This window comes from Paenibacillus harenae (assembly GCF_030812415.1).
GTDB lineage: Bacteria > Bacillota > Bacilli > Paenibacillales > Paenibacillaceae > Pristimantibacillus > Pristimantibacillus harenae_A.
The window spans coordinates 344665-361141 of sequence record NZ_JAUSST010000003.1; the positions used below are offsets into that span (position 1 = coordinate 344665).

A 16477-nucleotide genomic window follows, 5' to 3' on the forward strand; every position below is an offset into this window, starting at 1 on the left:
GACTATTTTCAGGGAGGTTTCGTTATGAAGAAGCTGTACGGAAAAGGCGCAACGTTATTGCTTGCGGCTGCGCTCGCGATCGGATCTTTGGCCGGATGTACGAACAATGAGGAGCCAGCGGAAACAGGCGGAGAGGGAGGGGCGTCGTCAAAAAAAGAAGTGACGCTGCGCGTGCTTCATAACTGGAACGGCTCAACGGGCTCGGAAGTCGACATGACTCCGGTCGAACAAGTCATCAAGGAAAAAACCGGCGTTACGGTCGAATGGGAATACACGACGGGAAGCGAAACCGAAAAGGTGAATGCGATTTTCGCCACGCAGGACCTTCCGGACATTTATACGGGACCGGCATGGGGCGGAGAACTTGACGGCATCATCAAAGCGGCCAAGGAAGATCAACTGATCGATTTCTCGGACAAGCTCGACCAATACCCGAACCTCGCGAAATCGATCGCCAAAGAAAACGTGCCGCCGGCTCTCTACGAAAAGGCGATTGACGCGTATGACGGCAAAAAATATTTGCTGCTGCAGAACCAGCCCGCTACGGACGCGGACGGCATCGATTGGCTGTACGGCTTCTATGTGCGGAAGGATATTGCGGAGCAGATCGGCGTCGATCCCCAATCGGTCAAAACGAAAGACGATTTCTACAGCTTCCTGCAAAAAATCAAAGATTCGAATTTGGAAGCGAACGGCCAGCCGGTCATCCCGCTGGGCGGATTCAGCAACGGCTGGGCGGTAGGCATCGGCAACACGATGTTTTACGGCGGCGCCGGTTACGTCGACAAAGGAGACGGCCTGCTTGAGAATGCTTTCTTCTCCGAAGGGTACGACGAATATACGTTATATTATCGTAAGCTGCTGTCCGAGGGGCTGCTGGACGCGGAGGCGTTCACGCAGACCGACCCCATTGCCAAGGAAAAAATATCGCAAGGCCGCGTCGCGGTATTGGCCGCGCATTATCCGGCGATCCTTGACGCCACCAAGGAATACGCCAAAGCGAATCCGGGCAGCGAGTTCGTGCCGGTAGGCCCGCTGGAGTGGGCAGGCGCGGAGTCGAATCGGCCGGTTGATCTGGGCATTCAAGGGAACAATGTCACGGCGATTACGAAAGCGGCCAAGGATGTGGACGCCGCGCTCCGGCTGCTTGATTATTTAGCATCGGACGAAGGGTTTATGCTCACTCGTTACGGCGTGGAGGGCGTTCATTGGGATATGGTGGACGGCAAGCCGACGCCGAAGAAGGAATGGTTCGATAAGTTCGCGAACGACACATCGGGCAAGCTGATCGAACGCAAAAACCAAGGGCTGGAGATCGGTTTCAACTCCATGTCGGGAATGGACCGGATCAACTCCGTGGGCGGCGGCGACATCTGGCAGGATCAAGAGCGGAAAGAAACGATGGATAACGCCCGCAAAATTTTGCGTCCGAACGGCATTAAAGTGATAACCGGCTATAATCCCGGAGATGTCATGATTAAACACGAGAAGTGGGAAATGCTGAAGCCGTCGATGGACAAAACCGGAGATGCCTGGAAAGAGGCGGTATATGCCAAGTCGGACGAAGCGGCACTGAAAATATTAAACGAGCTTCGCGAGCAGATGAGGAAAACCGGCTACGAAGAAGCGATGCAGTATACAAACGAACAATTAAAAGACAAAGAAGTCGTAACGATGCAACTGCCGAACTGATCCGAGAGGAGAATGGAAAGTGACCCAAACACTCAGGCCCCCGTCCGTCCCGCTTATTACGGTCGACCCTTACTTCAGCGTATGGTCGGCGGCGGACCGTCTGTATGACGATCATACGACGCATTGGACGAACAAGCGCAACAGCATGGCCGGCATCATCCGTATCGACGGCAAACCGAGAAGGTTTATGGGAAAAGACGGGCTCACCGATCTTGCCGGCGCCAAGGAACTCCCCGCGATGGAGCAAAAAAGCGTAAAGGTCGAACCGCTGACAAGCACCTATGTGTTCGAGGCGGACGGAATCGAGCTGGAGGCGGCATTTATGACGCCGCTCCTGCAAGGCGACCTGGAGCTGTTGTCCAGACCGGCATCGTACATGACATTCCGTGTTCGCTCCACCGACGGCAATCCGCATCACGTCCAAATCTATATCGATCTGTCTAGCGAATTATGCGTGCATTCGACGGAGCAGTCAATCCGCTGGTCGCGCGCGGAGACCGGAGGACGAATCGCCGCTATGCGCATCGGCACGGAGGAACAGCCGATTCTGAAGCGGATCGGGGACGACACTCGAATCGACTGGGGATATGTCTGCTTGGCCGTCCCGCAATCGGACGGTTTGCAGACGGCGATCCATTCCGCCAAGATGCGCATGAGGTTTGCGGATTCCGGACAATTGCCGGAGAAGGACGACGATGCTTATCCGCGCGAGGCTGCGGACGATCCCGTGGCGATGGCCGCCGTCTTCGATTTCGGCGAAACGGGCGAGCAGCCCCTATCGCGATATGCGATCGCGGCGTACGACGATATTCATTCCATCGAATATTTCGGCAAACCGCTTGAGGCGTATTGGCGTACAACGGGGATGACATTCGAAGAGATGCTGAACCTGGCGGCGGAGCAATATGACGAGATCGCGGCCCGCTGCGGGGACTTCAACCGCAAGCTGATCCGCGAGAGCACCCTGGCGGGCGGGGAGAAATATGCGGATTTACTGTCGCTCGCATACCGCCAAGCCATTGCGGCTCATAAGCTGGTTGCCGGCGAGCGAGGGGAGCTGCTGTTTTTCTCCAAGGAAAACTTCAGCAACGGCTGCATCGCCACCGTCGATGTAAGCTATCCTTCGATTCCGCTGTTCCTGCACGGCAATCCGGAGCTCGTGAAGGGAATGATGCGGCCGATCTTCCGATATGCCGCGAGCGAAGCTTGGACGTTCGACTTTGCGCCGCATGACGTGGGCTGTTACCCGTCTGCGAACGGCCAAGTGTACGGGGAGAACAAGCTGGAGTACCAGATGCCGATCGAGGAATGCGGCAATATGCTGATCATGGCTGCCGCCGTCAGCCTGTACGAGGGAAATGCGGCGTTTGCGCGCGAGCACTGGGAATTGCTTACCCGTTGGGCCGCTTACCTGAAGGAGCATGGCATGGATCCGGCCAATCAGTTGTGCACGGACGATTTCGCCGGACATTTGGCGCATAACGCCAACCTGTCCATCAAAGCAATCATCGGCATCGGCGGTTATTCGATTCTATGCTCGATGCTGGGAGAGCCGGAAGGCGAGACTTACCTTGCGACGGCCAAGGAAATGGCGGCCAAATGGGTGGAGATGGCGATCGCCGGCGATCACTACAAGCTGACCTTCGACAGCTCGCCGGACACTTGGAGTCTGAAGTATAATTTGGTGTGGGACCGCCTGTTCGGCCTGCATTTGTTCCCGACTAGCGTTGCTGATGACGAAATCAAGCATTATCTCGCCAAACAAAACAAGTATGGAACGCCGCTCGATAGCCGGAGCACGTATACGAAGGCCGATTGGCTGGTGTGGTGCGCGTCGATGGCGGCATCGAAAGAGCAGTTCGAGCAGCTTATCGAACCGCTTTGGCACTTCCTGAACGAAACGCCAAGCAGGGTTCCGTTCACCGATTGGTACGATACGGTCAGCGGCAAGCAGATTGGCTTTCAGAACCGCTCTGTGGTCGGCGGCTTGTTCTTGCCATTATTAAAGGATTCCTAAACCCAGAATCATACGAACACGGATAACGGCCTCGATTCCGCTTGATGCGAGTCGAGGCCGTTTCGCTGCGGCATAAGTTTTTTTCTCCGCCGTTAGAGCCCGCTGTTTCCTTCTTTTCCTTCCTATTCGTATTGATAAATGGCCATACCTTCCTTGCATAGCCGCATGATTTTATCGATTTCCTCCTGCGGGCGGAAGCTTCGCGTACTGTTAAGTTGTACAGACAATACCCGATGAAGCTCATCCAGGGAAACAAGGGCAAGCTCGGACAATAATTGCAGCGTCTGTTCATTGCGCCCGACGATATCCTCGTAACGAATCAAGCTGGTATTTGGCATCTCACCCTCAAGCTCCCGATATTGCTTGGCACGTTCGTTCCAGATTTGTCCAAAGGCCTCTGCATCGCCTGACCAATAAGCCGTTTCGCTCCTCCAAATATCAATGGGATTCCTGACCAGAAGGATAATAGCGGCACCCGGAAAACATTTCCGCAGCAGCATAAGCTCCCTTTTCCCGTACCGGACCTCTTTAAAGCCGATCCGGTCATGCTTATCCCGGTATTGGATATACATGTGATTAAACATCGTTTTTATTGCCTCGACGACAGCAGCTTCAATAAAAGGTTCATCAGGCGTCATATTACCTGTCCATAAGTTCGGGTCATTGCCGTTCCGGAAGAAATCGCGTTTTTCGTCTTTGCTATGTTTAGAGAAATAGGAGGCGAGATCCGCGATTCTTAGAAATTCCGATACAATTCCCCCATGCTCGCCCCATATCAAGGTGTTCTTTCGGCAATTGAAAATGCGTTGCACCAGCGTCGAACCGGTTCGTTGCGTCAAAGCGGATATCATTACATCCATTCCAGCTCCCCCTCTTCATTGAATAAGGCTTGAACGGTGCAAGATAAATCCGCATGGGAAGTTACATCGCTAATAACTAAATCAGGAGCCGAGTGGGACATTTCATTCCAGCCCATCCATTGCAACCGGCCAAAGCTGGACAGGCGGCCTGCCGCCGTTATGCTCTTCAGTTTAATATAGAGGAGATGCCCTTCATTTAAGAGCCGAATGATCGTTTTTCCAATGCCTTCGTTTTGCGGATAGTTTGATAAATAAATTTCGATCAAAAGGCTTTTCTCGCTCACAATCCGAAGGTCTTGTTTTTCGTGCAGCACCGAATCGATTAATTTTGACCACTGGCGTACCCAGCTTTGTTTGGAAAAGCTTTGCGAAACGGTCTGCGCCCTATATTTGAATAAGGCCCGCTTGGAAGGATTGTCGATCAAGTCCGCAATGGCTTCTTTCAACGCATGAGCATGGGGCTCGATTAATAAGCCGTTATAATCGTGAATGACGAGATCCGACAGCCCGCCGACTCTGGTTGCGATAACGGCATTTCCGCAGGACATGGCTTCCAGACAGGAGAGACTCGTTCCTTCGCTGTACAGCGTGGGGATCAAGGAGATATCGGCTTGATGATAAGCCTCGGCCATTTGGTCGAAAGGAAGTGCATAACATTTGATCCGTCCGGGCCAACGGTTCATCTTCATCTTAACCATGCGGATATCGTCAGGGTCGCCCTGACCGCAGAAATGAAAGTCCGCTTGCGGATATTTGATGAGAATTTCGTCAATGACTTGCAGCACAAGCTGAAGTCCTCTTGCATGATAAAGTCTGCGGGGGTATAAAATAACGATTCGATCCTTCGGCTTTTCATGATCCGAACTTGGATAAAACTCAGATGGGTCCACGTAATTCGCGATTACCTTGATTTTGTCGCGAAGGGAATAGTCTACGGTTTGAAACCAGTTTGCCGAATTGTTATCCACCGAGACCAGGCTGCCGCATAGCTTTGCCCCCTCGATAAAACGACGGTTCATTTCCCAAAACGAGGAGCCGTCTTGATAACGGCTTGCGGGGTTATCCCATGCAACCCCATGAATAATCCCAATGCTTGAACTCCCTTTTTCGTAAGGCCATGCATTAAAGAACGCGGAATAAACGTTTAAAATAGATCGTTCAGCCGTTTGTTCATGGAATAATCGGCTATAGACTTTCACTGCGCCGATGCTTAATTCTTTGGCATGCTGCCCCCCTCTGGACAAGGAGACGATATCTACTCCCCGAAACCTGCGTATCCACGCATAATTCCCATATTGATAGATCGTAATCGAATACCCTTTTTGTTCGAACAATTGAGACAAATCGATCAGATATCTTTCCGCTCCGCCGGAGTAAAATTTATCCCCTTCGAAATCCAAAAAGGTTGTTGCCATAACCGCGATTTTCCCGGATGAATCGTGGTTCGCGAATGCCTGCCAGACGGCCGGCTTGCTCATCAAGCGTTTTTCAACGAGGTCGACGCGGGCAGCCCATTGATTACGACTGGCCAAGATCCTTCCTGCTTCCTTCGCCTTGCTGGAAATTTCAGGTTTTAACCCCTCCATGATAGCGGTCTCGAAGCCGTCCATTTCCGTTGCGGCAAGAACCCAATCTGCCTGGTATGGCATCATCTCGGAAATAGGGGTCGATACGATCGGCAGCCCAAGGGAGGCATATTCAAAAAATTTCACCGGGGAAATGCAATTTGTTAAATCATTTATTAGAAAAGGTATGATAGCGACATGAAAATACTGACCGTATTGAGCGAGGAGCCGGTATGGTTTCATCCCCAGCAGATGAATGTTGGGGGCTTGCAGCTTCGTTTTGTCAATACCGATATTTCCCAGGATCACAAACTGCCAATCGGGCCTTTTAGCCGCTAATCCTTCCACTAAATCCGTTGCAAACCATTCTTCCACGGCTCCGTAATAGCCGATAATCGGCGATCCGGTGGCGACTATAGGAGCAAGATCCTCCGGCACCGACGCGGCGGGAGATAGAAAGTCCTCTATTCTTGCTGCGTTAGGCAATAAGACAGCATCGCTTCTGTCCGTAACGTAACGCTTTAAAGCCATTGCGGAGTACGTAACGATATCCGCCTGTTTCACGATTTGATTATGTTTTTGTTCCATTTGATCATCAAACAGCGACAAAAACTCAAGCTGATCCAATACATCGTACCAAAGTGTTTTATGGGGCAAGAAATCGGCCCAAGCCATTTGCACCAGCCAGCTGCATAGAACGATGACGGATTGGCTCCTTAGCACGGATAGAAGATATTTTTCTCCCTGAACGATAAACAGATTGGGCTCCGCTTCCCGCAAGCTGAAAGGCCCGACGGAGGTTTCGCAAAAAAAACAAAGATATCCGCGCTTCGCCAATTCTTTCAGTAATTGTTGAGGGCGCTGATTCGGTTCCCAAAGGACGGCCTCCGGATAAACCACGATCGCTTTGTAAGTCTTTGCCGCTAAAATGTTCATCATTTCTAAAGACTCTGAAGATAGCGGACCATGAATATATTCGCTGTAGATTTGTTGGCGATTTAAATAATGGGACCGAAAATGAATGGTTCCGGCAGTCAAAGGATTTGACCTCCTTCTAACTTTTTTCGGGATAAGGCACCAGCTTCTAACAAAGCCTATGTCATTAAATCATCGTATGTACCCCGCTGCTAATTAGGAATAGGTCATTTCCTTAATTTGCCTTAGACAAGTTCCCATGTTTTTTATAAAGCCATACCTTACAGCATAACTCACAAAGGGGCGTGTTGATGGCATGCATATGGTCAAGAAAAGACTGCGAACAGCTTCGTGCTGCAAGGGTCGCTGGAAAAAACCATGCAAAAAAAAGAAACCCTCCCGATTGCGGAGACCGTCTCTTTTAATAAGGTTTAATGCTTTGCGAAGCAGATTCTTGAGGTATGCAGGGCAAATAAACAGGCGAATCCGAATACTGACCGCCAGAATAAGTAGGGTGTCCAATGAAACCGACCAACTCCAGAGCCAGGTAATCCGGCTGGAAAGGCAGGTAAACCTGCTTGCAGCGGAAGTAAATGCCCTTGTTGGCCCAACGCAAAGCGCGCGCGCCTTATTGCAAGCAAGAACCGGAACTACTGCTACGATCGAGACGAACGCCGGCAGCATCTCCGGAACGATAGTCGCGGTTGGCATAGATTTCGTGCAGATTCTGGAGCCAACGGGCGATATTGTACTCATTCCTATAAGCAGTATTACCGCAATAATCTAACGAAACGGAGGAAGTGGCTTTATGAATTTTACAGAGATGTTAGGAAGCTTTATCGGACGAAGCATCGAGGCTTTTTTGACCAACCAATTTGTGCAGGGTACGCTCCTAAGCGTTGGCGACGGATTTTTCACTTTGCAGGTCACCGACCCTAATTACAATACTCCGATTACGCAGTCCACTATTTTGGTCCAAAATGTAGAATTTGTCCGCATACTAGCAGCTTAAGCGCTCATGCCATGCCGAATGAAGTCTTAATGTTCTATTTCCGGACGAATGAAATCCAGCATCCAGCGAGTCCAGGTTTTGTAGCAATCAGGATGACGGTGAGTCACGCTTAATAACCGTATTCTACGGTGGTATAGAGTCTTCGGAATATAGGATACCGGCCGGCAAAGCATGATGCGGGCAAGCATTTGAAAGTCTTCGTATAGCCGCCCCTGGAAGGGATCGTCAACGCTCCAGCCGCCTAAAGCGCTTATGGCTTGAATGCTGTACATTCTCGGTGCAAGGGGAAGGGCGTCGCGAAGCAATTTGTCGGCCGTCATTTGGCTTTGGTCATATTGGGGTACGCTTAGGACTAAACTCTTGTCCCGCCGTTCATGCCAATTCACATGGTCGGCATAGATCACCCCGGCTTCAGGCGAAACCGCGCTTTGATCAACAAGCGTTTGCAAGCATGCCGCATCCAGCCAATCGTCCGAATCAAGCTCGAGCAGCCATTTTCCGTTTGCGGCATGCAGGGCCCGATTCAAGCGGAATGCTTTTCCTTTGTTTGTTTCGTTTCTAAAAAAACGTATCCTGGGATGCGAAGAATACGGGCTTGCTAGCCATTTCTCATGCGTCCCGTCCGTTGATCCGTCGTCCACAATCATTAATTCCCATGCTTGATAGGACTGCATGCATACGCTGCGCACCGCCCAAAGCAAGTAATCCGCATCATTGAACGAGCAGATGACGACCGTTATATAGGGATGTATCGCGGGCGGTTCGTCATCATGCTTCAGTTGCAGAATGGGAAGGATGAATCCCTCTTCGCTGCCAAGCTTCCTCCAGCCCTCATTGCTTTTGGGCCTAGGCAGCCATTTATTCGATTTGCGAAGGTTGAATTCCCATTCTCCCTCAAGCTCATATTGTTTATCCAATAGCACATATCGCTCGAACGGAAGAAGCTCGGCGGTCCGGAATCCCGGAGATGTTCCGGATTTCACAGCGCTCGTTCGCCATAGAAAAGGCCCCCGCGACGGATTGGCCTCGGTGTCGATTACGATTCCGGCATCATGATCGGATATGCGCGAGATCCAGTGCTCTAATTGGTTTTGAAAGCCTGGCTCCAACTGCTCCCCTGCGAAAAAGGCGAGAAAAAACGGCTCGTTGTACCCGGCGAGGATTTGGTTCATTTGCATGGCATAATCAAATTCAATAAGGACGCATGAGCAATCCGGTATAGCCGACTGCACACTGCGTTCTGTTTTTTTGGCAGCTGCGATATTCTTCGAGTCCAAAATGAATACAAGCATAGAGGGACGAACGGCCTCCTTTACAAAGGAACACGATCCTGCGCCTGTTATAGAATATGACGTTTACCCATGTTTGGTTATTACTTCGTTTGAAAGGAATAGATAAGATGAGCATCATCATTTATCCGCCTACCGCGGATTGGAATTGGATGAAGCAGCGACCGCAGCATTTAATGAGCCAACTGGCAAAACGGGGACATATCGTTTTCTATTGCAACAAAACAAGAACCTCCCCTCTCGTGGAGGAAATCGAGCCCAATTTGTTTCTTGTCCATCACCATGAGCATTGGCTGCGGAACGAATGGCCTTCGTTGTACAAGCACCGGCAAGGTACGATCGGAGTTTGGTGTAACCTTCCGAATTTGCCCTCGGCTATTGAGCAGGATTACGCGCCGGACTGGATCGTTTACGACTGCGCTGACGATTTCGGCGAATGGCTCACGCATGAAGCCGCGATGATCAACCGCGCAGCGGCTGTCGTTTGCTCTTCGGAGCGCTTGTATCTGCGAATCCGGAGATGGTTCCCGAAGAAGCCTGCCGTACTGATCCGGAACGCATACGATCCGCAGATGCGTCTCCATTTACCTCATAACGCTCAGCCGCTAGAAGCGGATCAAGTGGGCTACGTCGGAGCATGGGCTCCGTGGCTGGACGAAGCGCTCATTCGGAGGCTGTCGCTAATGAACGGAATCGAAACCGTCATTGTCGGCCCGGAATTCGGGAAAAAGTTCATATTACCCAATCATAACGGCAATCTTCGGTTTTTGGGACTAAAAAGGCATGATGAACTGGCTCCTTATATCCGCAATTTCCGTCTGTGCATGCTGCCGTTCCGAATTACTTCCGTCACCCTTTCCGTAAATCCGGTTAAAGTGTACGAGTATCTGGCCGCGGGCAAGCCTGTCGTGTCAACCGCGCTTCCCGAATGCGAACGAATGGCCCCGCTTGTCGACGTCGTCTCCTCTCATGGCGAGTTTATAGAGGCGGTAAAACATCGGCTTGAAGACCCCGGCGATACGGCCTCCAGAACAAAGTACGCCCTTGAGCATACATGGGAACGACGCGGCGATGCCGTGCAAAGCTTGCTCGAGTCCTTGTAGCGGCAGTAAGGCGGGCGGTTTGAATGAGGCGGTCGCCTCCTAAACCAGTTAGATCAAACTCTTGATCTGCTGGTTTTTTGTTTACGGTCAAACTTCGTTAAGTTGAAGGGAACGGGTTGGCAGGCATTGACAACGTTTACAGAGTAGTTCTATAATTTAGGTGCTATTTATGAAACCCATTTCATAAATGGCCGCTGAAATTTTTAATACGTTTTTCGCCGCTTTCCAAGCTTATGACGAGTGAACAAAACGACCGGCATTTGGACTAAACATTGCGTTCAAGAAGGAAAGGAAAGGGATGTATGACCGATATGCTAGGGTATGATTCGAAGAGTTTTATCATTGGAGATAAGAGAGTATTTCTGAATATCGCGTCGATTCATTATTTTCGGATGCCGAGACAGGAATGGCGGGAAGTGCTGGTCAAGGCGAAGCTTGCCGGGATGAATTGCGTCGATACTTATTTTGCTTGGAACGTGCATGAACCGGAAGAAGGAAAATGGGACTTTGGCGACGACAACGATTGCGGGGCCTTCCTTGATTTATGCGCGGAGCTCGGACTGTGGGTCATCGCGCGCCCGGGGCCGTACATTTGTGCGGAATGGGATTTCGGAGGATTCCCGTATTGGCTGAAAGTTAAAGAAAATATTCAATTCCGAACGGATAATGAAATTTATCTTCGGTATGTATATCGTTACTTTGACCGGATTGTACCCATTATTCGCTCTCGTCAATTGACGAAAGGCGGCACCGTCATTCTCGTGCAAGTCGAGAACGAATACGGATATTTGGGCGAAGACGCATCGGGCCTTTCTTACATGAAGGGGCTTCGCGATGGTCTGCTGGAACGGGGCATCGACGTTCCGTTAATCACCTGCGAGGGCGGTTTGGAAGGAACGATAGAAGGAGCGAATTTCTGGTCGGGCGCAGACTCCCACTATGGGAAGCTAATGCGCAAGCAGCCTGACGCGCCGAAGCTCGTGACCGAATTTTGGACGGGGTGGTTCGAGCATTGGGGAGCGCCGGCGGCGACGCAGAAGACGCCCGATTTATACGAGAAGCGGATGATGGAATGCATTCGCGCCGGCTTTGACGGCATCAGCCATTATATGTTTTTCGGCGGCACCAACTTTGACGGCTACGGCGGGCGCACGGTAGGAAGCAGCGATATTTATATGGTTACCTCCTATGATTATGATGCACCTTTGTCGGAGTATGGAAGAGTTACAGCCAAATACCGTATGGCCAAGAAAGTATCCCTGTTCACGCAGGCGCTTGGTCCATTTTTACTAGAGTCGGAGCCGATGGACTCGACCGAGGCGCGTTGCGGGGATGGCGTCATGCTCCAAGGCAGACAGTGGAACGGGCAAAACCTTTGGTTCGCCGAAAGCCTCAAGCAGGAGAAGGAAGTGTTCCAGGTTACACTCGAAAGCGGGCGTACGCTCCCGGTTTCGATCAAGCCGGGACAAATCGTTCCGATTCTCGACCGGATCGAGGTTTGTCCGGGCTTAAAGCTGACAAGCGGCGGATTCCTAATCGGGAATGATCGGATTAACGACGTCCAAACGATAATAATGGCGGGAGAAGACGGTCAGCGTTCGCATATCGTATTCGAAGCCGATCAGCCCATCCATTACGATAAAGACGGAAATGCCGCTCCGCATGAGAGCAGCCCGGATGGCCGCGAGCTGCGGCTCGACGTGTTCCATTTCCAGACGCCTCAGCGCATCCGCCTGAAGGTTGGCGGGCAACGCATTGAAGTTATTGTGTTAAACGGTTATATGTCGGACCGGGCGTGGAGACTCCAAGGGGACAGTGTCCGCTGGGCAATTGGGTGGGAAGATATGGACGCAGGGACCGACGGCAGCGTTCGCGCAGTAAGCGGCAGCTCCGCGTGCGAACCGTTTCTAGTAGGAGAGCATGAGGGCAGGACGGTGCGGGGCAGCGGCAATGCCGTTCAAGCGCTGCTCTCACCTAGCTTATCGGAGTGGAAACGGAAAACCTTAAATCTGCATTCGCTCGGAGGGGGCGAGCTTGCCGAACGTCCGCGCGGCTTTGCGGAGCTTGGATTGGAGTTCGGCTATCTCATATACAGCAACGAAATGGAGTGCGATCAGGATCATGAAAGCACGTTTGTGATGTCGGCTATTCAAGATTCCGCGCGCGTGTTCGTAAACGGGCAGGAGCAAGGAATGATTCGACAGGTTGGCGCGGCTTCCGCAATCGTGCGGCTGCAAAAAGGACGCAATAAGGTGCAGCTTCTTGTGCAGCATATGGGCAGTCTCAATTTCTCCCCTAATTTGGGCGAAGAAAAGGGGATATTCGGGCCGGTCTATTCGGGCGGCTCGGCAATTTGTCTGCTTAGAGAATGGAAATGCGGCGAGGAAACCGTCCATCTCGACGAGGTGCATGCCGAACCGTTTGCTTCCACGCTGACGCGAAATTTCGAGCTGATGGAGAATGACGGAGCCATACTGGCAGGAGCATTATGCAGCGGGCTTCGGATTAACGGCAAAGAGGTGCCTATGGATGGCTATAAGGATTGGTTTGCTTATCATGCTGTCGATATTTCCGGTTATACAGTCAAAGGCAGCAACACGATAGAAATGCCGGTAGCCCGAACGCCGCTGGGGCGGCTGGAGCTGCTGACGTTTAACAGGTCGCGGGAGCTGAATGGCTGGTCGGCAATGTCACTGGAGGACGCAGCGCAGTTTGCGGAAGATTCAGATCCAGACTCCATCGAAGGCGGGCCTTCTTGGTATAGCAGCATGTTTGATCTTCCGGCCATTCCGGAGGACGTTAGTCCGAGGCTGAAGCTTAGAATGACGGGAATGAGCAAAGGTTATTTGCTTCTGAACGGCCGTAATTTGGGGCGTTATTGGCAGATCGGTCCCCAGGAGGATTACAAGGTTCCAATGGCATGGCTGAAGGAGACGGGCAATGAGCTGATCTTGTTTGACGAAGAGGGCAGGCGTCCGGAATCGGTACGGCTCTTCTTTGACGAGCAATCGGAACGACGCTGGCACACATTGAACGGACTGTAATTTGAACATTTAGCTGGGGCAGGAACGATCGTTGGAGCGACGTGCCTGCTCTCTTTTTTGAATCCATAGGTGCTGCGCATTACATAACATGACTGATTTTGCTATAATGATCCGAGACATGAAAGTAGGAAGGAAGCGTTAGGTTTGAGACAGGTCACCATATATGACATTGCCAAGGAGGCAGAAGTATCGATTTCGACTGTATCCCGGGTAATAAACGATACTGCTCCGGTAAAGGGATCAACCCGTGCTAAGATTGAAGAGCTTATTCAAAAATATAACTTTCAGCCTAATGCGATGGCCAGAGGCCTTCTTAAAAACGAAACCGGCATTATTGGCGTCATTGTACCCGATCTGACCAATCCCTTTTTCCCGGAAGTACTCGCTGGAGTCGAGCATGAGGCCATGCAGTCGGGACATACCTTCCTGCTTAGCAATACGATCGGCGATTATGCGAAGGAATCGGAATATCTCAGCATTATGCGGGAAAAACGCGTAGACGGAATTATTTTTATGGGCGGCAGAATTAATTTGAAGCACTGCGAGGAGCATTTGGCGCAGGAGCTCGTACAGTTTGCCAGCGTCATTCCGACCGTACTTGTCAACGGAGGCTTGCGAGGCACCGACTTGATCAGGGTTGCCGCGGACGAGTCGGCGGGCACCGCTCTGGCGGTCCAGCACTTAATCGAGCTCGGGCATACGGGAATCGGATTTATCGGAGGGGAAGTCCATATGACGACGACTTCCATCAAGCTCCGGGCATTCCGCAAGGCGATGAAGGAGGGGGGGCTGAAAGTCCGAGAGGAATGGATGCTGCCGGACAGCTTCTCCATCGATTCGGGCAAGCGTCAAATGCATAATTTGCTTGCGATGAAGAAGAAACCGACGGCCGTGTTCTGCGTCAACGATTACACGGCAATCGGAGCGATCAAGGCGGCGACGGAGGCCGGACTGACGATACCGGACGATATGTCCGTGGTCGGCTTTGACGATATTCCGCTGGCGCATCATTTTATCCCCGAGCTCACTACCGTTTCCCAGCAGGCCAACGAGCTTGGGAAGACAGCCGTGAACGTTCTTAAAGCGATGATGAACAAAGAGAAAGTCAAAAAGCTTACCACGCTCGAGCCGCAGCTTATCGTTCGTCAAAGCGCGGGAAGTCCGAGAAAATAATGCCTCAGCGGCAATCAAACAAGCGAAGAGCTTCCTTCGGGAGCAGCAATCGGATTTATCTGATTGCTGCTCCTTTTTGCGTACGGTGTTTCCTGAGTCAAGTTGTTAAGATTAACATTGGAAACGCATTGCTGGGAAATAAAAACTTTATTATTGACCATGGATTGGAATCGAGCTATACTGAAATGGGTTTCATGAAAGCCCTTGCATAAAGTTTCAGAGACTGGATTTCATTTTATTTTTTGGGGAGGTAGCGCCGAGTATATTGAACCCAGGCTGTCTGTATTGCTTTGATTTATTCAATCATTCATGAAGGGGAGTGCGCTAAACAATGAAACAGATGAAAAAGATGAAACCGATGTTGATGACTGCAACCGCCGCGTTGATGATTCTGTCCGGATGCAGCGGTAATAACGGAGGGAATACACCGGCTACGGAGGCGCCTGCAACTGACGCTCCTGCGGCAACGGTTGCTCCGACCGAGGTGCCTGAAGCGCCTGCTCCCGACCTTGGAGGCAGAGAAATTCGCATTTCCCATTGGTGGGACGCAACGCCTGTAGGCGATTCCGAAGCGGACGAATTGGCTCGCGAAAGAATCAAAAAGGTCGAAGAGAAATACAACGTCAAAATCAAGTACCTGAATACGGAATACTGGTCGACTTCGGAGAAGCTGTCCTCCTCTGTGCTCGCAGGCGATCCTTTCGCGGAAATCGTCCGCTTGCCGGACGGATTCATCTGGGGACTTACGAACGGCGGATTCCTGACGCCATTGAATGATTATCTTAACAATTCGCGCATAGCTCCGGACGTTATCGAAGCGATGAAATTCGGCGGCGAGCAAGTATACGGCCTCGAAGGCTGGTATAACGCGAACGACTCCGGGATGTATTACAATAAACGGATTTTCAAAGAAGCGGGTTTGCAAGATCCGCAACAATTGATGGACGCGGACAACTGGAATTGGAACACGATGCTTGATGCAGCGAAGAAGCTGACCGTCGACAACAACGGCGACGGCAAAGTGGACCAATACGGTCTTGCCGGCGCGCACTACATTTTCTCGGAGCAACTGATCGCGAGCAACGGCGGATTGATCTACGAGGAAGCTACTAAAAAAGTAACGTTTGATTCTCCCGCAGCAATGGAAGCGCTTAACTTCGAATACGAGCTGTACAACACGCACAAAGTCGTGAAAGAGAACGAAGGCAACGACTGGGAAGATCCAGCCAAATATTTCGCTGAAGGCAACATTGCGATGTATCCGGGCGGATTGTGGGAAATCGAGGGACGTCTGACTGACAAGATGAAGGACGAGTGGGGCTACGTATACTTCCCTAAAGCGCCTAACGCGACAAACTATTCGGATCCGCTGGGACAAACGGCAGCTTATGTCATTCCAAAAGGCGTTAAGGACGCAGAAGCTATCGTGAAGATCTGGGAAGAATTGCAAGACTTCGACAACTGGGAAGCAAACCGCAAGCTATGGCTTGAAAACGTGCTGCCGGACGATACGTCCATCGCCAACGCGATGAATGAGGCCGGCAAGGTACAGCGCGTATTCGGCGGACGCTTCGGCGGTCTCGGCGTTAAAGAACAGCTCGACTCCGTGACAGGCAAGTTCATCAAAGGCGAGGTTACGCCATCCACGGGCGTTGCTCAAGTAATCGCGGCAGCGCAAGCGGCTGCCGACAAAGTACTGAGCGGCGAAGTGGAAGAGAAGAAAGAGTAGACAAGGCAATACTTATAGGTCAACAAACAGACTGCCCGGTCTTCCGACTCATGGAAGGCCGGGCGGTTGCTCACAAAA

The 16477-nt window shown here is 51.4% G+C and carries 11 protein-coding genes; 8 read left to right on the forward strand and 3 right to left on the reverse strand.

The genetic code is table 11. From position 1 onward, the window contains the following. Positions 1 to 24: 24 nt before the first annotated feature. Together J2T14_RS11735 and J2T14_RS11740 are read left to right on the forward strand one after the other, a co-directional pair. The gene (locus J2T14_RS11735) at positions 25 to 1692 is read left to right on the forward strand and encodes an extracellular solute-binding protein (RefSeq protein WP_307470965.1); all 1668 of its coding nucleotides are present in this window, start codon (positions 25 to 27) and stop codon (positions 1690 to 1692) included. Between the two features lie 19 nt (positions 1693 to 1711). After that, a complete protein-coding gene (locus J2T14_RS11740; protein ID WP_307470968.1) occupies positions 1712 to 3709 on the forward strand; it encodes a glutaminase family protein in 1998 nt (665 codons plus the stop codon). 122 nt (positions 3710 to 3831) lie between these two features. Here the strand turns inward: J2T14_RS11740 and J2T14_RS11745 are convergent, their stop codons facing one another. Together J2T14_RS11745 and J2T14_RS11750 are read right to left on the reverse strand one after the other, a co-directional pair. Beyond that, positions 3832 to 4569: a sulfotransferase gene (locus tag J2T14_RS11745; protein WP_307470971.1), complete on the reverse strand. Its 738-nt coding sequence runs from the start codon at positions 4567 to 4569 to the stop codon at positions 3832 to 3834. Beyond that, positions 4560 to 7073, reverse strand: a complete 2514-nt coding sequence (locus J2T14_RS11750) for a glycosyltransferase (RefSeq protein ID WP_307470973.1) — start codon at positions 7071 to 7073, stop codon at positions 4560 to 4562. The genes J2T14_RS11745 and J2T14_RS11750 overlap by 10 nt, the downstream gene beginning before the upstream one ends. A gap of 490 nt (positions 7074 to 7563) precedes the next feature. Between J2T14_RS11750 and J2T14_RS11755 the strand changes: the two genes are divergently transcribed. Together J2T14_RS11755 and J2T14_RS11760 are read left to right on the forward strand one after the other, a co-directional pair. Next, positions 7564 to 7836: a hypothetical protein gene (locus tag J2T14_RS11755; protein WP_307202880.1), complete on the forward strand. Its 273-nt coding sequence runs from the start codon at positions 7564 to 7566 to the stop codon at positions 7834 to 7836. A gap of 21 nt (positions 7837 to 7857) precedes the next feature. Beyond that, positions 7858 to 8061, forward strand: a complete 204-nt coding sequence (locus tag J2T14_RS11760) for a hypothetical protein (protein WP_307202879.1) — start codon at positions 7858 to 7860, stop codon at positions 8059 to 8061. A gap of 26 nt (positions 8062 to 8087) precedes the next feature. Here J2T14_RS11760 and J2T14_RS11765 read toward each other — a convergent pair whose 3' ends face one another. Continuing rightward, on the reverse strand, positions 8088 to 9353 hold the full coding sequence (locus tag J2T14_RS11765; RefSeq protein WP_307470975.1) for a glycosyltransferase family 2 protein: 1266 nt from the start codon (positions 9351 to 9353) through the stop codon (positions 8088 to 8090). A gap of 107 nt (positions 9354 to 9460) precedes the next feature. On the opposite strand from J2T14_RS11765, the gene J2T14_RS11770 reads away from it, so the two are divergent. The 4 genes from J2T14_RS11770 (at position 9461) to J2T14_RS11785 (ending at position 16399) form a co-directional block, all read left to right on the forward strand. Further along, entirely contained in the window at positions 9461 to 10453 is a 993-nt protein-coding gene (locus J2T14_RS11770) for a glycosyltransferase (RefSeq protein WP_307470977.1), read from the forward strand. A 302-nt stretch (positions 10454 to 10755) separates the two neighbouring features. Next, positions 10756 to 13497 (forward strand): beta-galactosidase, encoded by a 2742-nt coding sequence (locus tag J2T14_RS11775; protein WP_307470979.1) that lies wholly within the window; start codon positions 10756 to 10758, stop codon positions 13495 to 13497. A 144-nt stretch (positions 13498 to 13641) separates the two neighbouring features. After that, a complete protein-coding gene (locus J2T14_RS11780; RefSeq protein WP_307470982.1) occupies positions 13642 to 14670 on the forward strand; it encodes a LacI family DNA-binding transcriptional regulator in 1029 nt (342 codons plus the stop codon). Between the two features lie 331 nt (positions 14671 to 15001). Then, positions 15002 to 16399: an ABC transporter substrate-binding protein gene (locus J2T14_RS11785; RefSeq protein ID WP_307470984.1), complete on the forward strand. Its 1398-nt coding sequence runs from the start codon at positions 15002 to 15004 to the stop codon at positions 16397 to 16399. Positions 16400 to 16477 lie beyond the last annotated feature (78 nt).

Coding starts and splice junctions, on each gene's coding strand:
- J2T14_RS11785 (WP_307470984.1), top strand. CDS start 15,002: ATGAAACAGATGAAAAAGATGAAACCGATGTTGATGACTGCAACCGCC.
- J2T14_RS11760 (WP_307202879.1), top strand. CDS start 7,858: ATGAATTTTACAGAGATGTTAGGAAGCTTTATCGGACGAAGCATCGAG.
- J2T14_RS11745 (WP_307470971.1), bottom strand. CDS start 4,569: ATGGATGTAATGATATCCGCTTTGACGCAACGAACCGGTTCGACGCTG.
- J2T14_RS11765 (WP_307470975.1), bottom strand. CDS start 9,353: ATGCTTGTATTCATTTTGGACTCGAAGAATATCGCAGCTGCCAAAAAA.
- J2T14_RS11735 (WP_307470965.1), top strand. CDS start 25: ATGAAGAAGCTGTACGGAAAAGGCGCAACGTTATTGCTTGCGGCTGCG.
- J2T14_RS11775 (WP_307470979.1), top strand. CDS start 10,756: ATGACCGATATGCTAGGGTATGATTCGAAGAGTTTTATCATTGGAGAT.
- J2T14_RS11770 (WP_307470977.1), top strand. CDS start 9,461: ATGAGCATCATCATTTATCCGCCTACCGCGGATTGGAATTGGATGAAG.
- J2T14_RS11750 (WP_307470973.1), bottom strand. CDS start 7,073: ATGATGAACATTTTAGCGGCAAAGACTTACAAAGCGATCGTGGTTTAT.